We start from the raw sequence: 19,421 nt of genomic DNA, 5'->3' as shown, positions 1-19,421 counted from the left end.
TGAGGCCGCCCGACCGACGTCGGGCGGCACGCGGGATCAGACCGGGCGAGCCAGCTGGCTGCTCGGACGCGGGTAGGGACTGCTGACGTAGGTCTCCTGGACGGATGCGGAGCTGTAATGGTGCAGCGCACGCAGCGCCTGGATCACCAGCAGGTAGCAGATGGTGGCCTGGAGGTACTCGAAGAAACCGGCCAGCGGCCAGATCACCAGCTGCGCCAGGGTGGCGGTCACCACGAAACCGGTATCGGGGTGCAGCATCTTCGCCCAGCGATAGTAGAGGAACAGCGACACCGGGATGATGATGAAGGCCAGGAAGCCGAAGCGGAACAGGGTGCCGAACACGCCGACGTCGGAAAGGAAGAAGTACTCACCGAAGTAGGGGATGAAGCCGTTGTTCCACATCAGCGACAGCGAGCCGCTCGGCAACCAGTGGTTCTGACTGAGGTGGGAGAAGATGTAGCCGATGGTCTGCTCGCGCACCCCGTCGGTGGGGCCGTCCTGCACCGACTGGGCATAGAAGTCCAGGTTCAACCCCAGCACCTTCATCAGGTCCGGGAAGATGAAGAAGGGCGATAGCAGCAGCGCGGAGACGCAGATCCAGACGATCGACTTGCTCTTCAGGCAGAACACGGTGAACACCAGCGCCAGCACGATCAGCTGCCGGGTCTGGGTGCCGAACACCAGGGTCAGCAGGAACACCATGGCCAGCACGATGTGCACGGTCTTGCTGCGCGCCGAGCCATCGATCGGCGAGATGCCCTTGTTCCAGGTCTGGATGCAGTAGAAGTAGGCCAGGCACAGCGCCGGCGCACCGATGGAGGAACGGTCCGGGCGGTCGAAGGAGGACTGCTTGTCCCGCAGGTCCGGCAGCACGCCGAACTTGAACATCCAGGCCATGACGGCGGCCAGCAGCGCGGTGATCAGCAGGGCCTTCTCGAATTGCGAGGCGCTCATGTTGCGCCCCAGGAACATCAGGGTGGCGAAGCCGAAGCTGAACAGGATCCGCCGCTCCTCGATCAGGCCGTAGACCAGCGGCTGGCCGTAGAACAGGAAGGAAAAGATCGCTGGCAGACCGATGAAGACCACCGACGAATAGACGGCGTAGGTCATCAGGATCTTGAATTCGCGCTGCTGGGTACCAATGCTGGTCAGCAGGTAGAAAAAGGTGAAGGCCATGCAGATGGCCAGGTACAACTCGTTCAGATAGAGGATGCCGACCGGGTTGTGCGGGCTTTCGCCGAACACGTCCAGGTGCAGGATCAGCAACGGAACCAGGAGAACGAAGGAAACGGTACTTTTACGGAGAATGCTCATAGACCTACCCATCCAGACGGGACCACCGGACTGCTTGTCCGGTGGTCATCTTCCTTGCGGCTGAGAACGCTGCGGGGCAGCCCCTCAGGTGCGTCGACTGCTGCGTTCCTTGAGATAGATGGGCAGGATGCTCACCGCATCGTGCACGTAACGCTTGGCCAGCCGCTTGGGCTCCGAACACATCCGGTGCAGCCACTCCAGCTTGGCCTTCTGCATCCAGCGCGGCGCCCGCTTGACGGTGCCGACGGCGAACAGGATGGACGCGCCGATGCACAGGCCGACGCCGGTGCGCTTGCTGCTGTCGATCTGCCGCGCGAGCTTTTCCTGACGCGGCGCCCCGACAGCATAGAGGATGAACTCCGACGGATTCTGCATCACGAAGTCGACGCATTTCTGCGTTTCCAGCGGATCGTTGATGAAGCCCATCGGCGGGTTGTAGTGCGCCAGCTGCATGTGCGGATACATCCGCCGCAGCTTGCCCACGTCATTCTCGCTCGAACCGATCAACACCACCGACAGGCGCTCGTCGTTGGCCTTGCGCAGGATGCTCAGCGTCAGATCGCTGCCGGTGATAACCTCGGGTACGGCCACCCCCAGCGACTTGAGGATGGGCATCAGGATCCGGCTGTCGCAGATGCGCTTGCCGGCGCGCTGGTAGGACTCGCGCATGTCGGGGTTGCTCTGCAGCTGCACGACATGGTCGATGTTTGGCGTGACGATGTAGCTGTAGGGCCGGTGGATGTCCTGGCTGATCGAACTCATCAGCTCGTCCTTGGTACCGGTGAAGAAGTCGATACCAAAGGCTTGGGTGCGTAGGTTAGACATGCATCGTCGCTCCCTTGAAGGCGCCCTTCACGCCGGACCAGGCCAGTTTCGGATTCTTGAATTCCTTGAGCACGGTGATGCCGGACAGCAGCACGGCGGAGACCAGTGCGTAGGGCGTGCCATGGAATTTGCGATTGAAGCGGGTCGCGGCGCGATTACGGAAGTAGTGATAGAAGGCACTGCGTCCGCCCGAGCTCATCGAGCCGTAATGATAGAGCTGGCTCTCCCGCAGCACCTTGAGGGCGACGCCCTTGCGCTTGGCCTGGTACTGCCAGTCCACTTCTTCGGAGTACATGAAGTAGGCTTCGTCCATGAACCCGATCTCGGTCAGCAGGCTGGCGCAGAAGGCCATGCTGCAACCCATGATGTAGTCGGGTTCACGATCGAGCTTGGCGATGTCGCTGACCGCGATGTCCTTGCCCAGCAGCTTGGACTTGCCCAGCAGCGGGTAGAGGATGCCGCCGCCATAGCATTCCAGGCGACCGGTCTGGGAGCTCAGGATCACCGAGCCGACGATGGTCTTGGGCGCGCGCTGCAGCTCGGCCAGCAACGGGGCGAAGGCATCGTCCTTGACGTAGGCGTCGTTGTTGACGACCCAGAAATGCTTGACCGCCAGGTTGTCCAGCGCCCAGCGCATGCCGTAGTTGTTGCCACCGGCGTAGCCGTCGTTGCGTGGACTGGCGAGCACGGTGACCTGGCTCAGGCCGTTGTCGGCCTGCCAGCGTTGCAGGACGTCGATGGAGCCGTCCTGGGAATCATTGTCCACCACCACCGCGTGATCGATGGACGGGCAGTGCTTGAGGATGCTCTCCACACAACTGATGGTTTCGTTGGGGGCCTTGTAGTTGAGCACCATGACTACGTTCATTGGCGTGTTCCTATTCTTCAGAATCATCAATCCGGTACAGCGTCGAGATCCAAGGCTGCCAAGCGTGGCCGGGTTCAGGAGCGAACCCTTCGAAATCGCTGTGTGAGGTAGTTTCTTGTTCGATGCGCCTGTACGAATACTGCCGCGATCCCTGAAGGGATTGGCTGGACGGCGCTCGGGCCGTCCAGCCGGGGTCGTGCATCAGCTCTTGGCGTTCTGCTCGTAAGAGTAGTGATAGTTGCCGTAGGAGCCGTAGTTACTGGCCTTGCGCTCCACGGCGTTGAAGATCACGCCCTTGAGCGGAATGCCGTTGAGGTCGAAGCGGCGCTTGGTCGCCTCAAGCTCCTTGACACTGTTCACGCCGAAACGTGCGACGATCAGGCTGGTACCGGCGTGGCTGCCGATGATGCCGGCCTCGGTCACCGCCAGGATCGGCGGGGTGTCGATGATCACGATGTCGTACAGCTCGCTGAATTTCTTCAGCACGGTGGTGAATCTCAGGCTCATCAGCAGTTCCGACGGATTCGGCGGGAACTGGCCGCAGGAGACGAAATCCAGGCTGCCGACTTCGGTCTTCTTGATGGCATCGTTCAGGGCGATGCGGCCACTCAGCAGATCGGACAGACCGTCCTGCTGCTTGGTGTTCATCAGCTTGTGCAGATAGCCCTTGCGCATGTCGCCATCGATCAGCAGGACGCGTTGACCGGACTCGGCGATCACCGCGGCCAGGTTCGAGGACACGAAGGACTTGCCGACGCCCGGGCTGGGACCGGAGATCATCAGGATGTTGTTCTTGGCCTCGATCATGGCGAAGTGCAGGCTGGTACGCAGGCTGCGCAGCGCCTCGGTGCTCAGATCGGTCGGATGGGTGAGGGCGGTCAGCGAGGACTCGCCCGGCTGCTTGGTGCCCAGTACCTTGGTGGTGTCCGCCTGGTTCTTGCTGTAGGGGATCGAGGCGTAGACCGGCAGGCCGATCTGCTCGATGGCTTCCGGGGTCTCGACACCGCGACGCAGGGTGTGACGGGTGTAGACGATGGCCAGGCCGACGATGCCGCCCAGGATGATGGCGACGGCGATGATCAGCGGCTTGTTGGGAGCGGACGGATCGTCGACGTTGGCATTGGCGTTGTCGATGATGCGGACGCTACCCACGGTACCGGCGCGAATGACTTCCAGCTCCTGGGCCTTGTTCAGCATCAGCGCATAGGTCTGACCGGTCACTTCGATGTCGCGGTTCAGGCGCAGCAGTTCCTGCTGGGTTTCCGGCAGCACTTCGACGCGCTTCTGCAGCTTGGCGCGCTCGGCCTGGAGTTGGCCCAGCTGGCTCATCAGCGCCTGATAGGCCGGGTGCTGGCGAGTGAACTTGCGGTCCATCTCGGTGCGCTTGAGGTTCAGCTCGGAGATCTGGTTATCCAGGGCAACGGTCTGTTCCAGGACACCCTTGGTCTCGCTGTCGATGTCGACCGACTTCTTGTTGGTCTGGTAGTAGTTCAGCGCGGACTGGGCCTTTTCCAGATCGGATTTCACGACCGGGATCTGGGCGCGCAGGAATTCCAGGCTCTGGGTAGACTCGGCGGCGTTGCGATCGATGTTCTGCTGAACATAGATGTCCGCGACTTCCTGGACGATGGCCTGGGCCTTCAGCGGATCCGCGTCTTGCAGACCGACACCGATGATGCCCGACATCTTGCCGCGTTCACCGGCGACGATGCGGCCCTGGTATTCCTGGATGGTCTTGGAGAAACGCTTCTTCATGATGGTGAATTCGGTGCCGGGGCGAGCCTGCAGCGTAGTCACCTTGATCTGGTAACCGGCATTGCTCACCGGCTGGCCGAGGCCACCGTGCAGTACCACTTCGTCGTCGGCGTTGAAGACGGTGAAGTTCTGGTTGTCCTCGACCTTCAGCTTCATCGGCTTGTCGAGGTTGCTGTCCGGCACTTCCAGCTGGTCGATGACCAGTTTCTCGCCGCCCCAGGCGAAGCTGTTCAGGCCGAGCAGGGGAGAGGCGACGTCGGTTTCATTCTGCGGCTCGAAACGGCGCGCGACGAAGTTGCCGATCAGTGGGAAATAGCGCGGCTTGACCTCGATATCCAGCTTGAGGTTCTCGATCGCCTTGCCGATCACCGAGCGCGACTTGAGCAGCTCGATCTCGGTCACCGCCTCAGGCATGGGCGGCGGCATGCCGCTGGTCTGGTCGGTCAGTCGGGTAACGCCCTTCTTCTCCATTTCGATCTGGATCATGGCGTTGGACGAATACATCGGCGTGGCCAGGATGGCGTAGCCAATACCGAGCGCAGCGAAAATGCCGATTACCGACAGCAGTTGCCATTTGTAATCGATCAACATTCCGAAGAGTGCGGAGAAGTTGATATCCGACTCATTTTTAACTTCGGGAGTAAAGCGAGGCATCGTGGTCATGAAATTCCTTCTTCCCTATTTGATGTATGGAAGCCAACTGTCTACACAGCGCGTCAAAAGTATTTGGACATTTTGAAACATCTCTTTAGAAAGGCGATAAGGGTCTGGTACTTCTTGATTGCTCAACCATTTCCCGATCAGAAAAACCTTACCCCTGACTTCAGGAGCAATACTTTCGACGGAGCGTGAGTGGAACTCTTCCATGGTCAAAATCAAATCCGCCTTGCGCAGCATCTCTGCATCCGCCTGGCGAGCTTTGTGGGTGGTGAAATCGATGCCGTTCTCCCGTAGCAATACCTCCTGAGCGGTCTTTTCCATGCCGTGGCCGACCAGCGCCCTGATGCCGGCCGAACCGACCTGGACGTCACGGCCTTCCAGCGCCTTGGCCAGTAGTGCTTCTGCGACCGGGCTGCGGCAGATGTTCCCTTCGCATACAACCAATATCGACTTGATCATTCTTCAAAAACCTTCCTGTTGTCCGGACAACAGGTATCGACGGCAGATAGCCCAGCAAAGCCCGTACAGGAGTTGCTCGCTGCCGATGTAATTAGAGTCGGGAGTCCAGGCTCCAGATCGTCGTGCTGAGTAGTGGGGCCAATGGCCCCGGCCAGACTCAGTATGCGTTCTTATTGATGAAGCCTTTGAACAGCGTGAGGAAGATGATCTTGACGTCCCACCAGAAGGACCAGTGGTGGATATAGTCCAGATCGAACTCGACGCGCTTCTGCATCTTGTCCAGAGTGTCGGTCTCGCCGCGCCAGCCATTGACCTGAGCCCAACCGGTAATGCCGGGCTTCATCTTGTGGCGGAGCATGTAGCCCTGCACCAGCTTGCGGTATTGCTCGTTATGAGCGACGGCATGGGGACGGGGACCCACGATGGACATTTCGCCGCGGAGTACATTAATGAATTGAGGCAATTCATCGAGAGACGTACGTCGTAAAAATGCACCAAACGGGGTGATGCGGGAGTCATTCTTGGTCGCCTGGGTGACCTTGGCGCCATTTTCCATGACCTTCATGCTGCGGAATTTCCACACTTCGATCGGCTTGCCGTCCATGCCGTAGCGCTTCTGCTTGAAGAAGATCGGACCGGGCGAGGTGATCTTGATGCCGATGGCGATGGCCAGCATGGGCAGGGAGATCATGGCCAGGATGATCGAAGACAGCACGATGTCCTCGATACGCTTGACGATATGGCTGGCGCCATCCATCGGGGTATCAAAGATGCTGATGCTGGGCAGGCCGTCCAGGCTCTCGCTACGGGCATGCAGCAGGTGGAACATGAAGATGTCCGGGATGATGTAGACCGACGCGGTGGTATCGCTCAGCTCCTGGACCAGCCAGTTGATCTTGCTCTGATCGGCCATGCCCAGGGTGATGTAGACCTTGTCGACCTGGCCGGAGCGAACGTCCTGCATGAGGCGATCCAGACCGCCATTCAGCGTCGGGCTGGGTACGCCTTCTTCACCGGTGTCCTGGTTGTCGCTGTAGAAACCGGCGATGCGCAGGCCCATCCAGGGGGCGGTGCTGATGGTGTGCGCCAAGCGCTGGGCGACCATGCCGTTGCCGGCGATGGCGACATTGCGGGTGTTGATGCCGGCCTTGCGCAGGGAATGCATGATCGAGCGCAGCAGCACGCGATAGCCGCACAGCGTGCCCAGCGTCAGACCCAGCCAGCCCTGCATCACGCCAGGCGAGAGATAGGACTGATCGAAGAAGAAGTAGTCGACCATGAACACGGTCGCGAAGGTCAGCACCCAGTAGGTGGCGATCTTGAGCAGTTCGTCGGTGATGCGCTCACCCCGCCAGGAACCATAGACGTGGTTCAGCTCGGTGAGGAAATGGAAAATCAGCAAGGACAGGAAGATGACGACCCAATGCTCGGGACGCATGCCGGTTTCCGACGCCCAGGTGCCTGCCACATAGGCGCTCAGCGTGATCACGGCGAGGTCGAGCAGGCGGTGTGCGAGCGAGATTGCCGAGGAATTCGTATGCAAAATGCCGCGTTCTTTCAAATTCATGGTTCCATCCTTGTGCGTATACCGTGCACGAACTTTCAACTGGGCGAGGCAGCTACCAGCGTATGAAATGTTCACTATGGCGCTCTAGGACCGATGACTGACCACCGATCGCTAAATGCCATGATGGCTGTAGCGACGTTAGGACTCGGCACTGATAAAGAGGTTCACACGGTAAAAAGGCGGGAAGGCGCTGTCGAGTTGGCCCAGATCAGGGCAAATAGCACGCCAGTCGGGCTACGGCGGAGGAGGGGAAGTGAAGAAGGGGGGAGTGCGTCACAGCGCGGGCGGACGGCTGGCACACTTCTCTCGCATCAGGGTGCGATGAGTGGCTTGCCCGGGCAGCGGAAGGCAGGAAAACGTTCCGTCGGACTTTAACGCGGGATGTGGGAATTGTGAGCTGCTTCACCAAACAATGAGACAGCCAGACCGGTCAGGTCGGGTGTAGGCCAGTCCCTGGCCTGAAACACGCCTCAATGGCGATGATGGGACTGAAAACTCAGGGGGGAATTGACGGGAAGGTTGGAAATCTTGGAGTGCCAGGCTGAATTTCTCGAGTTGTCGTGGGAGAACAACAGGAACGACCAGCTGACGAGGAGCGAGGCGACCGCAAGCCAGGGCAGCTGGGCTTGGGCGAAGACGAGGCAACCGGCAACGCCGGTCCAAACGGGCAGGTAGTAGCGCATTTTTGTTATTCCTGCTTTTTTTGCGAGATTGCAACCTAACTATTGTGCAGACTTTGTGAGAAGTCCATCACCAAAAGGTATTTTTTACACTCCTCAGCTCAGATTCCGACAAACGTGCAGGATAGAGCGGCTGTAGGCCTATGCCGGGCAGGGTTTTTCCGCACTCAGCAGCAGATTCCGGGGTGTCAGGCTGGCCTGACAGAAGGTCCCCAGCGTCACACTGTAACCTTGCTCCTGTAGGAACAGCGCCTGGTCCAGCACCAGCCAGAGTTCCAGCGGACGGCGGAACAGGCCGCGCAGCAGTTCGAGATTACGAACTTCTGCCAGCCGCTGGAAGCCCCGACGTTCCCACAGCGGCCAGTCGATCGCCGCGGGAAGCTTCAGCGCCTTGCGCCGCGCCAGCTCCGCACCGAACGCCGAGAAGGGCTGGCGCAGCCAGTGGCTGGGTAGCGGCGGCGTATTGAGATAGACGTCGCGCCCACTGAGTTCGCGTTGCAGGAGATCGAATCCCAGGCGTCGCGCCATGGACAGGTCCCTGTCCCGCCGCACCCGCTGCCCGCCGGTGACGGTTTCGCAGAGCGCCAGGCGCAGGGCTTCGCGGTCCAGGCGCAGCGCCGAGGCCTGCGCCGCGGTGGACAACGGGTCATACACCTCGGTGGAGATGCGGTCATAGCAGCAGGGCGCCAGGGCCAGTTGCTGACAGCCGCGCGCTGCCGTCACCCTGAGCAGCCGGGTATGCAGGTCGCCGCAGGCATGCAGGGCGACGGGCGTGTCGCGACTGCCGAGCTGGTCGCCTGCCAGCGGTTGGAGCACATCGGCCTGATAATGGTGCACCGGGGCCCGGCCCCGGTGGCTGAGCCTTTCGCCCTCCTCGACCAGGGCCGCGTCGAACTCCAGGCAGACGGCTGGCGCACCCTGATGGGTCAGGTGCCTGGCCAGGTGGCCCTTGCCCGCGCACCAGTCGACCCAGCGCTGCACCGGTTGCCGGAAGTCCAGTTTGCGACTGAAGGCTTCGATCTGCAGCCACTTGCGCCCCGGCACGTCGACGTCTTGCCTGCCGGACAAGGTGCGGCCAGGAGCGTCTGGGTAGGCGTGGACCTGGCTGAGCGCCAGCGAGGTCTCTGCCAGGGAGCGGAAGGGCTCAGGTGCAGCCAGCAGCTGAGGGGTATTATGGGCGGCCTCGGCTTCCTCCAGACTGCGGGCCCGCAGCCAGCGGGCCAGCTCCGCATGGCTCGATTCCCAGGCCAGCTCCCGTTCGACGAAGGGTCTGGGTCGCCACAGGTGCTGATGGCGGGTTAGAAAGAGATCCAGGGCGGTGAAGCGTTCGAGGAAAGCAGCGGCGAGCATGATGGCATTATGCAGTGACGGGATTGGCAGGAAGGCAAGGCCTGGCCACTATTGTCACTTTGCCCGGGCATGCTTGGGTATCGAAATTTCCCGCGCCTGGCCAGGTGGCTGGCTGCGCTGCCGATCCGCATTCATTTGACGTTCGACGCGGGGCCTGCGGCTCTCGAAGAGCGAGGCCAGGCGACGACCGTGGGTCAGTTGGATGAATCGATTTATCTCAAAGCCGGACATCCGGTCGTGTGACCAGTACTTGTCGCGCTAACATTGTCTGTTCGGTATCTCCCAGAAGGAAAATCCTATGAAGCCAACCTCCCCGCACAAGCTGCGTCTAGCGTTCAGAGCCCTGCTCAAATCGGACAGCTGCTATCACACGGCGTCCGTCTTCGATCCCATGTCGGCGCGCATCGCCAACGACCTGGGTTTCGAAATGGGCATCCTCGGCGGGTCGGTGGCTTCCCTGCAGGTGTTGGCCGCGCCGGACTTCGCCCTGATCACCCTCAGCGAGTTCGTCGAGCAGGCCACGCGCATCGGGCGGGTCGCCCGGCTGCCCATCATCGCCGACGCCGATCACGGCTACGGCAATGCGCTGAACGTGATGCGCACCATCACCGAACTCGAACGCGCCGGGGTGGCTGCCCTGACCATCGAGGACACCGTGCTGCCGGCCGGCTATGGTCGCAAGTCCACGGATCTGGTGAGCGTCGAAGAAGGCATCGGCAAGATCAAGGGTGCGCTGGAAGCCCGTATCGACGAGGCCCTGAGCATCTTCGCCCGCACCAACGCCACCGAATTGAGCACCGAGGAAGTCATCTCCCGCACCAAGGCCTACGAGGCCGCGGGTGCGGACGGTATCTGCATGGTCGGCATTCGCGATTTCGCTCATCTGGAAGAGATCACCCAGCACCTGAGCGTGCCGGTAATGCTGGTGACCTACGGCAATCCCCAGTTGCGCGACAACGCCCGCCTGGCCAAGGCCGGGGTCCGGGTGGTGGTGAACGGGCATGCGGCCTACTTCGCGGCGATCAAGGCGACCTACGACTGCCTCAGAGAGCAGCGCGACATCACCGCGTCCGACCTGTCCGCGTCCGAACTCTCCACCAAGTACTCGACCCTGCAGGAGTATCGAGTCTGGGCGCGGGAATTCATGGACGTGAAGGAGTAACCATCAGGCGGTGCTCAGCGAACTCGGTTGCAGAGCCTTGCTGGGAAAGGGTGTCACGATCTCCAGATCCAGATCGGCGGGCAGATGCAGCGCAGCGACCCGGGCCTCGACAAAGGCGCGCATTTCCTGACGGAAGCGCTTGGTGGCGAAGCGCTCGGCATTCTGCCGGCACGCCTGCTGGCTGATCGGCGTTTCCAGGGCCTCGAACTGGCGCACGGCGGCGCATAGCGAGGCAGCGGTCTGCTCCGGATAGAAGACGCCGGTGGGGTGTTGCGCATCGAGGCCGCGCACGGTTTCCAGGACGCCACCCCGGCCATAGGCGATGACGGGGGTACCGCAGGCCTGGGCTTCGATGGGGGTGATGCCGAAATCTTCCTCGGCGGCAAAGACGAAGGCCCGCGCTCTGCGCATGTGGTCGAGCAGGCAGTCGAAGTCCTGGTAACCGAGCAGGGTGACGTTGGGGCCGGCGACTTCCTTGGCCTTCTCGAATTCGGGGCCGGCGCCGATCACCACCAGCTTCTTGTCGGGCATCGAGCTGAAGGCCTCGACGATCATGGGCATGCGCTTGTAGGGCACCATGCGCGACGCCGTGAGATAGAAGTCCTCCTTGCCGCCGCTGGGGGTGAAGCGACTGATGTCGACCGGCGGATAGATGACCTTGGCTTCGCGGCGATAGGCCTTGCTGATGCGCCGGGCGATGAAGTGGGAGTTGGCGACGAAGGCGTCCACGCCGGCGGCGGTGCGCTGATCCCAGATGCGCACGTAGTGCAGGATGACGCGCGCCAGCTTGCCCTTGAGGCCGCGGTCGAGACCGGCTTCCTTGAGGTACTGGTGCTGCAGGTCCCAGGCGTAGCGGATGGGCGAGTGGACATAGCTGATGTGCAGCTGGTCCGGACCGGTCAGGACGCCCTTGGCCACCGCATGGCTGCTGGAGATGATCAGGTCGTAGCCGGACAGGTCGAGTTGCTCGATGGCGTGCGGCATCAGTGGCAGATAGGTCTGATAGCGCTTCTTGGCCTGGGGCAGGCGCTGGATGAAGGTGGTGGTCGCCTGCTTGCCTTGCAGCTGCGCCCGATCCTCGTCCGAGAGGAAGTCGATCACGCTGAACAGGTCTGCCTCCGGCCAGATGTCGAGCAGTTCGGCGAGCACGCGTTCGGCGCCAGCAAAGGTTACCAACCAATCGTGAACGATGGCGATTTTCATGTCGTCTTCCTTAAGCGTGAAATGAAATCAAGTGCTGGTGCTGAATCATGGAGTGCGGGTCTTTCTGGTCACTGCATATCCCCAGGGCAGCCGGGTAATCTCGATCTCGTCCGAAGCGCTGTCGAGTTCATGCAACTTGATGGTTGGGCTTGGTGCAAAGACGGCGTCTGTTGCAGGCGTTTCGAAACATTCGGCGTTTTCCGGACGCTCCGCGGTCTCTGCCGCGGTAGCGTCCGAGCTGCTGGGCAGCCGGTGGCAATCAGCGACCTGAAGGACGCGCCCGGACACATTCGAGTCGTCGAGCGTCAGGGGTACAGAGGAACGGCTCTGGCCTGCCATGGCGTTGCTTGTCTCTTCCATGAGTTCTTGATCGCTGAATTGTTGTTGTGGGGTCGTTTCAGGCGGCTCTGGCCGTGGCCTTCGTGGTGGTCGCCAGGGCGCTGTCCAGCAGGTCGGAGACCTTTCTCGCCGAGGTCTGCCAGTTGAAGCGCTGGATGTTGGCCAGGCCCTTGGCGCGAAGCGCCTCCCTGAGCGGTGCGTCCTGGAGGATGGTGCGCATCGCCTGGGTGATGCTGGCCGTCTCGTAGGGATCGAAGTAGAGGACGCTGTCCTGCAGCACTTCCGGCATGGAGGCGGTGTTGGCCGAGATCACCGGACAGCCGCAGGCCTGGGCTTCGAGGGGCGGGATGCCGAACCCCTCGTAGAGCGACGGAAAGACGAAGGCGGTGGCCTGGCGATACTGGCGCGCCAGTTCGGCATCGTCGATGCGGCCGAGCAGCTTGACCCGCGAATCCCGGGCGGCCAGGGTCGCCAGGTCGTTCTGACCGAACACGGCGTGGCTGTCGCCGACGATGCGCAACTCGACCTTCAGATCCCGCGGCAGGGCGGCGAAGGCCTCCAGCATCCGCGAGAAATTCTTGTGGTAGCTGGGCGAGGACACCGCCAGCAGATAGGGGGTCTCGGCGCGATCGATCCGCGGCTCCAGGGTGAAGGCATCGGCGACGGCGTTGGGCACCACCGTGATCGAGTCGCTCGGATAGCGATAGAAGCGCGAGATCTCGTCCCGGGAGAATTCACTCACGGTGATCAGGGCATTCGAGCGCTTGAGCAGCATGGGGATCAGGCAGCGGTACGAGGTGCGGAATTTCCACGAATAGCTCTCGGGAAAGCGCACGTAGTTGATGTCGTGATGGGTGGCGATCTGGTTGGTGTAGAGCAGTGGCGCCGTGCTGCACAGCGACAGCAGCAGGGGGCTGCCCTGGCTCTTCAGCCAGTTCGGCAGATCCCATTGCTCCCAGCGCTGCCCCTGGCGGGTGCCGATGACTTCGATGCCCAGCCGTTTGGCCACCTCGGGCCTGACGGCGCCGGGCGGCGCGACGAAGCGCAGGTCGGATCTCAGCTTCGCCAGCTCCAGCGAGATGCATTCCGCGAAGCGCTGAACGCCGCGAAGATCCTGGGTGATGAAGCGGGAATTGACGATGATCATGATTCTGCCCGTTGCCGTGACCTGGGGTGGATCAGTTGGAAAGCTGTGTGTGAGGTACGTGAAGCGGCTTGGTGGAGCCGTGTTGCGCCTTGCCTAGGACGTCCTCGAAGAGCGCCTGGTACTGGTCGAGCATGGTGTCCATGCTCAGCAGATCGGCCACCGCGGTGCGGCTCAGCAGACTCAGCCGCTGGCGCAGCTCGGTATCGTCATGCAGGCACTGCAGGGCGCGGCCCAGGGAGTCGCGGTCGTCGGGGTTGCAGAGCAAACCGTTGACGCCGTCGCGGATGATCTCCGGCAGGCCGCCCATGCGGCTGGCGATGACCGGCTTCTGGAAGGCACAGGCCTCGACGGCGACCATGCCGAAGGGCTCGGCCCACAGCGACGGCGCGACGAAGACATCGATGTTTCGGTAGAAGGCTTCGGGCTTCTGATAACCGACGAAGCTGACCTTTTGCGGATCGGCCATGGCCTTGAGCTGGGCTTCGTAGTCCAGCTGGCCCTTGCCGGCGATGGTCAGGGTCGCGTTGAGCGACAGCCGCTGGAACTGCTCGATCAGCCAGCCCACACCCTTGTTTTCCGACAGGGTGCCCATGTAGCCGAAGCGGACGACGCCGTCCGGACTGGGGGTCGCGGTCTCGGCATTGCTGCCGGCGATCAGGCTGGCGTTGTGGATGACCTGGCGCGGAACGCCGCTGAAGTAGCCCTTGTTCACGATGGTATCCAGCAGGTACCGGCTGACGCCGACGACGGCATCCACCTTGGCGGACTGCTCGGCATGGGGCCGGCGCAGCGCCGCGCAGCTGCCACAGAGTTTCTGGCAGCTCTGGCCCTTCTTGAACAGGGTGTTCTTCGGGCACAGCAGGTACATGTCGTGCAGCACCTGCACGATGGGCACGCCGCTGGCGCGGATCTCGTCCCAGGCCGCGACCGACCAGCCGGACAGGTTGTGGCATACCACCAGGTCCGGCTTTTCCTGTTGCAGCACCTGGCGCAGGGGCGCCCGCATCGCGCTGTTGTACTGGTCGCGAAAGTGCCAGCCGAAGCGCGCCAGCGGACCGGGGCGCTGCTGGGTCAGGGGCCAGTAGAAATTCTTCAGCCCAGCGCGATAGACGCGAACGTCGTTCACCGTCTCCTGCCGCACACCCTGCTCGGGACCGGTCACCAGCACGGCCACGTCGTGACCGCGCTGCTGGAAGCCTTCCACGCTGCGTTGCAGGATGAGCTCCGCACCACCGCCCACATGGGGCGGATAGAAGCTGTTGAGAAAGAGCAGTTTCATAGCGGATAGCTGCGGTTTATCCCCAGCGCGCCGGTTTCGCCGTCCTGGACCGCCTGCCGGATCAGCGCCAGGCGCTGACGGCTCTTGTCGTCACGGGCGAACAGCTTGAGCAGGGTGTGGAAGACATAGCGGTTGAGGCTGTACATCGGCCGGGAGCTGGCCCAGACGTTCTTGTCGAACCAGGCCTGGTTGCGCGCGGCGTAGTAGGCGCGGAAGTCCGAGCCGGCCTGCAGATAGTTCTGGTAGACGTTGCTGGTGCCTTCCTTGATGTTCCAGGAATGCTCCAGTTCTTCGAGTTCCGCCTCGGTGACCATGAACAGCTTTCCGCCGGCCTGGGTGATGCGGTAGGTGTACTCGGTGTCGTCGGAATAGAGCACCAGCTCGCGCAGGGGCAGGCCGATGCGCTCATAGAGGCTGCGGTGGGCGAGCATGCCGCCATAGGGGGCGAAGGGCAGCTCGACCAGGGCTTCCGGCTGGCCACCGCGCGGACGGCCCCAGGGCAGGCGGCGCCAGATCTTGTAGGGGATGCGGGCCACGTGGAAGCCGAAGTAGCTCGAACGTGGCTGGGTGATCATCTTGGTCGGGATGCACTGGGCGATGTCGGCCTGCTGGGTCGGCCGGTAGCCGAGCACGGCGACCTTGTCGTGGCCATGGACGGCGCCGAGTTCGCCGAGGCGCCGGTGCAGGACGTCGAGGGCATCGCCCAGGGGGGCGTTATCGTCGTCCATCATCCAGATATGGGTGGTGTCGGTGGCCAGGGCCGCTTCCAGGGCCACGGCGTAACCGTTGGCGGAACCGGTGTTCTCGCTCAGGGCGATCACCTTGACCTGACCGGGCCAGCGGGCTTCGAGGCTATCCAGTGACACCGTCGCCGCATTGCTCACCACGATGACCTGGTGGATGGTGCGCTCGGCCAGGGCGCGGGTGACGAGCTGCTCCAGGTAGCAGAGGCGATTGCCGTAGGTGACGGTAACGACCGTGGTTTTGCATTGCATGAAGAGACTCTCCAAAGGGCCTTGGGTACTGGGTCAGGCGCGCAGCCGTTGGCTGACGGGGGCCGCTGCCGACAATTGATCGAGAGCGACGCTGACCCGCTGTTCGCGCTGCAGGATGCGCAGCAGGATGATGGCTCGCTCATTGCCATCAGCACTCAGGAACACGGCGTCCATTTCCAGCTCCTGACTGTATTGCACCCGCACGGCCGCGCCGGGCTGGTGGGCGGGTGCAGGCTCCGCCAGGGCGGCGAGCCGCTGACGGATATCGTCGATGATGGCTTCGCTCACCGCCGTCGGCTGGGTGCCGAAGCTGACGATGCGATTGACGCCGCGCGTCGAGCGGATGGGGTACCAGTTGTCGTTCACGTCATTGAGCTGGATGAACAGGTACCCCGGGAACAGCGATTCGCTGCCGGCCGCGCGACTTCTGCCGGACGCCTTGCGCTCGCGCTGGGGCCGGAAGCAGACATAGCCCTGTCTGCTCAGGTTTTCTTCGGCGCGGACCTCCTGATTGGGCTTGGTCTGCACCAGGTACCAGTGACCGGCGGGATGAGCGAGCGTCATGGGCGAGTTCCTTCTCTAGGGGCGATCAGTCGCGGCGGAGCGGCGTATCAGGTACGGGGGCCGTATTCGTAGTAGCCGTAGACGCCATCGTCTTCCATGGACGTCGAGGCCTTGCGCTGCACGCCGTTGAGGATGGCGCCCTTGATGGTGATGCCGTTCTGGGCGAAGCGACGACGGGAGTTCTCCACCGCCTTCAGGGTGCTCTGGCCGAAACGGGTGACCAGCAGGGTGGTGCCGGCGAGGCGACCCACCAGGGCGGCATCGGTCACCGCCAGGATCGGCGGGGTATCGATGATCACCAGGTCGTAGAGGCCGCCCACTTCGTCCAGCAGACGGGAGAAGTTGGCGTGCATCAGCAGCTCCGAGGGATTCGGCGCGGCCTGACCACAGCTGATGATGTCCAGTTGGGCGATACCGCTCGGCACGATGGCTTCACGCAGCTTGCTGCGACCGGTCAGCAGCTCGGACAGGCCGGCTTGCGGCTGCAGGCCGAACACGCGGTGCAGATAGCCCTTGCGCATGTCGGCGTCGATCAGCAGCACGCGCTGACCCGACTGGGCGACCACCGCGGCGAGGTTGCTGGAGACGAAGGATTTGCCGACGCCCGGGGTCGGGCTGGAAATCATGATCACCCGGTTCTTGGCTTCCAGCATGGCGAAGTGCAGGCTGGATCTCAGGCTGCGCAGGGATTCCACCGCCAGGTTGGCCGGCTGCACCACGCTCAGCAGATTGGGTTCGCCGGTACGGGTCTTCTTTTTCAGGCGACGATTCAGGCGCTCCTGGTCCTTGGTGAAGGGCAGGGTGGAATAGACCGGCAGGCCGATCTGCTCGACGGTGTCCGGATTCTCGATGCCCTTCTGGAAGGCCTGGCGGACGAAGACCACCACCACCGAGGTCACCAGACCCAGCAGCAGCGACAGGATCAGCGCGATCTTGCGGTTGGTGGCCGGCTCGTCGAGGTTGACGTCGGCGTTGTCGACCAGGCGCACGTTGCCGATGGTGCCGGCACGGATGATGTCCTGTTCCTGGGCCTGGTTGAGCAGCAGCTGATAGGTCTGGTTGGTGACCTTCATGTCACGGTTCAGGCGCAGCAGCTCCTGCTGGGTGCTCGGCAGGGCCTCCACCTTGCGCTGCAGGCTGCGTTTTTCCACTTCCAGCTGGGCGAGCTGGTTCAGCAGGGTCTTGTAGCTGGGGTGATCGCGGGTATAGAGGCGATCGTATTCGGCCTGCTTGAGCTTGAGCTGGGAGATGGAGGTGTCGAGGGTGACGATCTTGTCCAGGACTGCCTTGGTTTCCAGGCTGATGTCCACGGAGCGGCTGTTGGTCTGGTAGTTGTTCAGGGCCGCTTCGGCGCTTTCCAGGTCCTTGCGCACCGCCGGCAGCTGGCCACGGAGGAAGTCCAGGCGCTGGGCGGCTTCGGCCGAGCTGCGCTCGACGTTCTGCAGCACGTACAGGCGGCTGATCTCGGACAGGACGCTCTTGGCCAGGTCAGGATTCTCGTCGGCCAGGGACAGGTAGATGATCCCCGACTCCTTGCCCGCTTCGCTGGTCTTGATGCGGTTCTGATAGAGCTGCGCGGTGGTGATGACGCGGTTGCGGGTCACCTTGAATTCGGTACCGGGACGCGCGGTCAGGGTCTTGATCTGCATGCGGTAGCCGTTACCGCTGGCCATCTGGCCGACCTGGCCGTCGAGCAGGGGCTGCTTGTCCTTGTCCAGCAGGCGGTAGCGACCGTTGCTGCCGGCCACCACGGTCAGGGTTTCACCGTACATGTCGTCCGGCACGTCGAACTGGAAGACGTCGATCTGTTCGCCGCCCCAGGCGAAGCCGCGCAGTTGCGGCCAGCTGTCCGCCAGCTGACCCGGCTTTTCGGCTTCGTAGTGGCGCCACAGGTAGTGGCCGATCAGTGGGAAGAAGCGCGGCTTGGCCTCGATGTCCAGGCGCAGGTTCTCCACGGTCTTGGTCAGCACCGCGCGCGATTTCAGCAGCTCGATCTCGGCTACCGCCGGCGAGGCGGAGTTGGGTCGCACCACGGTCTCGGCGACCGCCGTGAGCGCATTCTTCTTGGGTTCGATCTGGATCATCGCCCCGGCGACGTATTGCGGAGTCGACAGCACGGCATAGGTGATGCCCACGGCCAGAAAACCCGCGGTGATGCCCGCGATCAGCTTCTTGTGATCAAGAAGCGTGAGGGCCATCGTCTTGAGGTCCAGATGTTGTTCTTCGTGTTGTTCGAACGAAGAGCGCTGCATGACGGTCATTGGGGTCCCTTCCTTTTAGCTGGATACAGCGCAGCCGGAAAACTGCTCTGCGTAAGTTCAGTAGGTGACGCGCTTGGGGGCGAAGCGTCGGCCGATGTTGAGGGTGATGTTGCTTACCGCCCGCAGGAGCGCCTTGACCTTCTGCGTCGGCGGAATCGAGGACAGCGAAAGACTCAGGACCTGGCGCAGGAAGAACACGTGCAGGTCGCGCTCGCCTAGCCGGTAGTAGTAGTTGGCCAGGCAGTACTGGGTGTGGAGATCCATCTGCAGGCGCTTCTGGCTGGCGCGCATGGAAAAGATCCCGCCCTCGTGCACGCGGTAGGCAGCGGGGCGGATCTCGTCCATGAACTTGCCCTTGCCGTGGGCACCCAGCAGCGACCACCAGACGATGTCCATGAGCGCGGCGGTTTCCAGCTCCGGCGGCAGTTCGCGCAGGACGTTGCGGAAGCAGGCGGTCAGGGTCGACAGCGGCAGAGCCTTCTTCAGGTCGGTTTCGCTGCGATCGTAGTGATCCTGGCCATTGAACCGCTGCGGATTGACGATCCCCGTGCTGTTGAAGGCATAGGAGGCGTGGAAGGTCAGGGCGTAGTCCCGGTTGTTCTCTAGGAAGTCCACCTGCAGCTGCAGCTTGCGCGGATCGTTCCAGTAGTCGTCGCCTTCGCAATAGGCGATGTAGTCGCCGCGGGCGTGCTGGAACACCGGCATGCCATAGGGCTTGCCCTGGCTGTACTGGTTTTCCTTTTGCAGGATCAGGCGGATCAGCCGGGGGTAGCGGCGCTCGTAGTCCTGGAGGATTTCCCGGGTGCCATCGGTCGAGGCGTCGTCGTTGACGATGATCTCGAAGGGGAAATCGGTCTGCTGGCGCAGGAAGCCGTCGATGGCCTGGCCGATGTAGTCACGATGGTTGAAGGTCAGGCAGACGATGCTGGCGACCGGCCGACTGCAATTCGTCGGCCAGTGCTTCATGATCTCTGCTTCGGTCCGAGCGTCCAT

At 62.4% G+C, this 19,421-nt stretch carries 17 protein-coding genes; 1 reads left to right on the top strand and 16 read right to left on the bottom strand.

The genetic code is table 11. The annotated features are described in order from the left end of the window. Positions 1-36 precede the first annotated feature (36 nt). From QKY98_RS03535 to QKY98_RS03500, 8 genes are all read right to left on the bottom strand, one after another. The gene (locus QKY98_RS03535) at positions 37-1,314 is read right to left on the bottom strand and encodes a hypothetical protein (RefSeq protein WP_027598146.1); all 1,278 of its coding nucleotides are present in this window, start codon (positions 1,312-1,314) and stop codon (positions 37-39) included. 84 nt (positions 1,315-1,398) lie between these two features. Continuing rightward, complete coding sequence (locus QKY98_RS03530) at positions 1,399-2,139, bottom strand: WecB/TagA/CpsF family glycosyltransferase (RefSeq protein ID WP_027598147.1); 741 nt, start codon at positions 2,137-2,139, stop codon at positions 1,399-1,401. After that, positions 2,132-3,007 (bottom strand): glycosyltransferase family 2 protein, encoded by an 876-nt coding sequence (locus tag QKY98_RS03525; protein ID WP_027598148.1) that lies wholly within the window; start codon positions 3,005-3,007, stop codon positions 2,132-2,134. The genes QKY98_RS03530 and QKY98_RS03525 overlap by 8 nt, the downstream gene beginning before the upstream one ends. A gap of 201 nt (positions 3,008-3,208) precedes the next feature. Next, positions 3,209-5,425, bottom strand: coding sequence for a polysaccharide biosynthesis tyrosine autokinase (locus QKY98_RS03520; RefSeq protein ID WP_027598149.1), 2,217 nt, complete (start codon positions 5,423-5,425; stop codon positions 3,209-3,211). 15 nt (positions 5,426-5,440) lie between these two features. After that, positions 5,441-5,881, bottom strand: coding sequence for a low molecular weight protein-tyrosine-phosphatase (locus QKY98_RS03515; RefSeq protein WP_027598150.1), 441 nt, complete (start codon positions 5,879-5,881; stop codon positions 5,441-5,443). A gap of 157 nt (positions 5,882-6,038) precedes the next feature. Continuing rightward, positions 6,039-7,448, bottom strand: coding sequence for an undecaprenyl-phosphate glucose phosphotransferase (locus tag QKY98_RS03510; RefSeq protein WP_284670342.1), 1,410 nt, complete (start codon positions 7,446-7,448; stop codon positions 6,039-6,041). A gap of 470 nt (positions 7,449-7,918) precedes the next feature. Next, positions 7,919-8,131 (bottom strand): hypothetical protein, encoded by a 213-nt coding sequence (locus QKY98_RS03505; protein ID WP_027598151.1) that lies wholly within the window; start codon positions 8,129-8,131, stop codon positions 7,919-7,921. A gap of 138 nt (positions 8,132-8,269) precedes the next feature. Then, a complete protein-coding gene (locus QKY98_RS03500) occupies positions 8,270-9,478 on the bottom strand; it encodes a methyltransferase (protein WP_284670341.1) in 1,209 nt (402 codons plus the stop codon). Positions 9,479-9,776: 298 nt separating this feature from the next. Here QKY98_RS03500 and QKY98_RS03495 point away from each other — a divergent pair, with 298 nt between their 5' ends. Beyond that, positions 9,777-10,640: an oxaloacetate decarboxylase gene (locus QKY98_RS03495; protein ID WP_027598153.1), complete on the top strand. Its 864-nt coding sequence runs from the start codon at positions 9,777-9,779 to the stop codon at positions 10,638-10,640. A gap of 3 nt (positions 10,641-10,643) precedes the next feature. Here the strand turns inward: QKY98_RS03495 and QKY98_RS03490 are convergent, their stop codons facing one another. The 8 genes from QKY98_RS03490 to QKY98_RS03455 are packed head-to-tail and all read right to left on the bottom strand — an operon-like array spanning position 10,644 to position 19,421. Next, positions 10,644-11,843 (bottom strand): glycosyltransferase family 4 protein, encoded by a 1,200-nt coding sequence (locus tag QKY98_RS03490; RefSeq protein ID WP_027598154.1) that lies wholly within the window; start codon positions 11,841-11,843, stop codon positions 10,644-10,646. 45 nt (positions 11,844-11,888) lie between these two features. Further along, positions 11,889-12,182: a hypothetical protein gene (locus tag QKY98_RS03485; protein WP_284670340.1), complete on the bottom strand. Its 294-nt coding sequence runs from the start codon at positions 12,180-12,182 to the stop codon at positions 11,889-11,891. 58 nt (positions 12,183-12,240) lie between these two features. Continuing rightward, positions 12,241-13,329 carry a glycosyltransferase family 4 protein gene (locus QKY98_RS03480; RefSeq protein ID WP_027598156.1) on the bottom strand — a complete coding sequence of 363 codons (1,089 nt, stop codon included), beginning with the start codon at positions 13,327-13,329 and terminating at the stop codon, positions 12,241-12,243. A 31-nt stretch (positions 13,330-13,360) separates the two neighbouring features. Further along, positions 13,361-14,608, bottom strand: a complete 1,248-nt coding sequence (locus QKY98_RS03475; RefSeq protein ID WP_284670339.1) for a glycosyltransferase family 4 protein — start codon at positions 14,606-14,608, stop codon at positions 13,361-13,363. After that, on the bottom strand, positions 14,605-15,603 hold the full coding sequence (locus QKY98_RS03470; protein ID WP_144955000.1) for a glycosyltransferase: 999 nt from the start codon (positions 15,601-15,603) through the stop codon (positions 14,605-14,607). The genes QKY98_RS03475 and QKY98_RS03470 overlap by 4 nt, the downstream gene beginning before the upstream one ends. Before the next feature lie 33 nt (positions 15,604-15,636). Further along, on the bottom strand, positions 15,637-16,167 hold the full coding sequence (gene rfaH / locus QKY98_RS03465) for a transcription/translation regulatory transformer protein RfaH (protein WP_044341124.1): 531 nt from the start codon (positions 16,165-16,167) through the stop codon (positions 15,637-15,639). Positions 16,168-16,214: 47 nt separating this feature from the next. After that, positions 16,215-18,428, bottom strand: coding sequence for a polysaccharide biosynthesis tyrosine autokinase (locus QKY98_RS03460; protein ID WP_027600348.1), 2,214 nt, complete (start codon positions 18,426-18,428; stop codon positions 16,215-16,217). Between the two features lie 57 nt (positions 18,429-18,485). Next, on the bottom strand, positions 18,486-19,421 hold the full coding sequence (locus QKY98_RS03455) for a glycosyltransferase family 2 protein (protein WP_007161387.1): 936 nt from the start codon (positions 19,419-19,421) through the stop codon (positions 18,486-18,488).

It is taken from the genome of Pseudomonas sp. HR1 (genome assembly GCF_030175875.1).
In the GTDB taxonomy this organism is placed as follows: domain Bacteria; phylum Pseudomonadota; class Gammaproteobacteria; order Pseudomonadales; family Pseudomonadaceae; genus Chryseomonas; species Chryseomonas oryzihabitans.
The sequence above is the reverse complement of the archived record's forward strand: the minus strand, read 5'-3'. Positions and strand labels throughout refer to the sequence as shown.

What these genes read in the sequence shown, in the direction of transcription:
- QKY98_RS03535 (WP_027598146.1), bottom strand. Translation starts at nt 1,314, where the DNA reads ATGAGCATTCTCCGTAAAAGTACCGTTTCCTTCGTTCTCCTGGTTCCG.
- QKY98_RS03530 (WP_027598147.1), bottom strand. Translation starts at nt 2,139, where the DNA reads ATGTCTAACCTACGCACCCAAGCCTTTGGTATCGACTTCTTCACCGGT.
- QKY98_RS03525 (WP_027598148.1), bottom strand. Translation starts at nt 3,007, where the DNA reads ATGAACGTAGTCATGGTGCTCAACTACAAGGCCCCCAACGAAACCATC.
- QKY98_RS03520 (WP_027598149.1), bottom strand. Translation starts at nt 5,425, where the DNA reads ATGACCACGATGCCTCGCTTTACTCCCGAAGTTAAAAATGAGTCGGAT.
- QKY98_RS03515 (WP_027598150.1), bottom strand. Translation starts at nt 5,881, where the DNA reads ATGATCAAGTCGATATTGGTTGTATGCGAAGGGAACATCTGCCGCAGC.
- QKY98_RS03510 (WP_284670342.1), bottom strand. Translation starts at nt 7,448, where the DNA reads ATGAATTTGAAAGAACGCGGCATTTTGCATACGAATTCCTCGGCAATC.
- QKY98_RS03505 (WP_027598151.1), bottom strand. Translation starts at nt 8,131, where the DNA reads ATGCGCTACTACCTGCCCGTTTGGACCGGCGTTGCCGGTTGCCTCGTC.
- QKY98_RS03500 (WP_284670341.1), bottom strand. Translation starts at nt 9,478, where the DNA reads ATGCTCGCCGCTGCTTTCCTCGAACGCTTCACCGCCCTGGATCTCTTT.
- QKY98_RS03495 (WP_027598153.1), top strand. Translation starts at nt 9,777, where the DNA reads ATGAAGCCAACCTCCCCGCACAAGCTGCGTCTAGCGTTCAGAGCCCTG.
- QKY98_RS03490 (WP_027598154.1), bottom strand. Translation starts at nt 11,843, where the DNA reads ATGAAAATCGCCATCGTTCACGATTGGTTGGTAACCTTTGCTGGCGCC.
- QKY98_RS03485 (WP_284670340.1), bottom strand. Translation starts at nt 12,182, where the DNA reads ATGGCAGGCCAGAGCCGTTCCTCTGTACCCCTGACGCTCGACGACTCG.
- QKY98_RS03480 (WP_027598156.1), bottom strand. Translation starts at nt 13,329, where the DNA reads ATGATCATCGTCAATTCCCGCTTCATCACCCAGGATCTTCGCGGCGTT.
- QKY98_RS03475 (WP_284670339.1), bottom strand. Translation starts at nt 14,608, where the DNA reads ATGAAACTGCTCTTTCTCAACAGCTTCTATCCGCCCCATGTGGGCGGT.
- QKY98_RS03470 (WP_144955000.1), bottom strand. Translation starts at nt 15,603, where the DNA reads ATGCAATGCAAAACCACGGTCGTTACCGTCACCTACGGCAATCGCCTC.
- rfaH (WP_044341124.1), bottom strand. Translation starts at nt 16,167, where the DNA reads ATGACGCTCGCTCATCCCGCCGGTCACTGGTACCTGGTGCAGACCAAG.
- QKY98_RS03460 (WP_027600348.1), bottom strand. Translation starts at nt 18,428, where the DNA reads ATGACCGTCATGCAGCGCTCTTCGTTCGAACAACACGAAGAACAACAT.
- QKY98_RS03455 (WP_007161387.1), bottom strand. Translation starts at nt 19,421, where the DNA reads ATGGACGCTCGGACCGAAGCAGAGATCATGAAGCACTGGCCGACGAAT.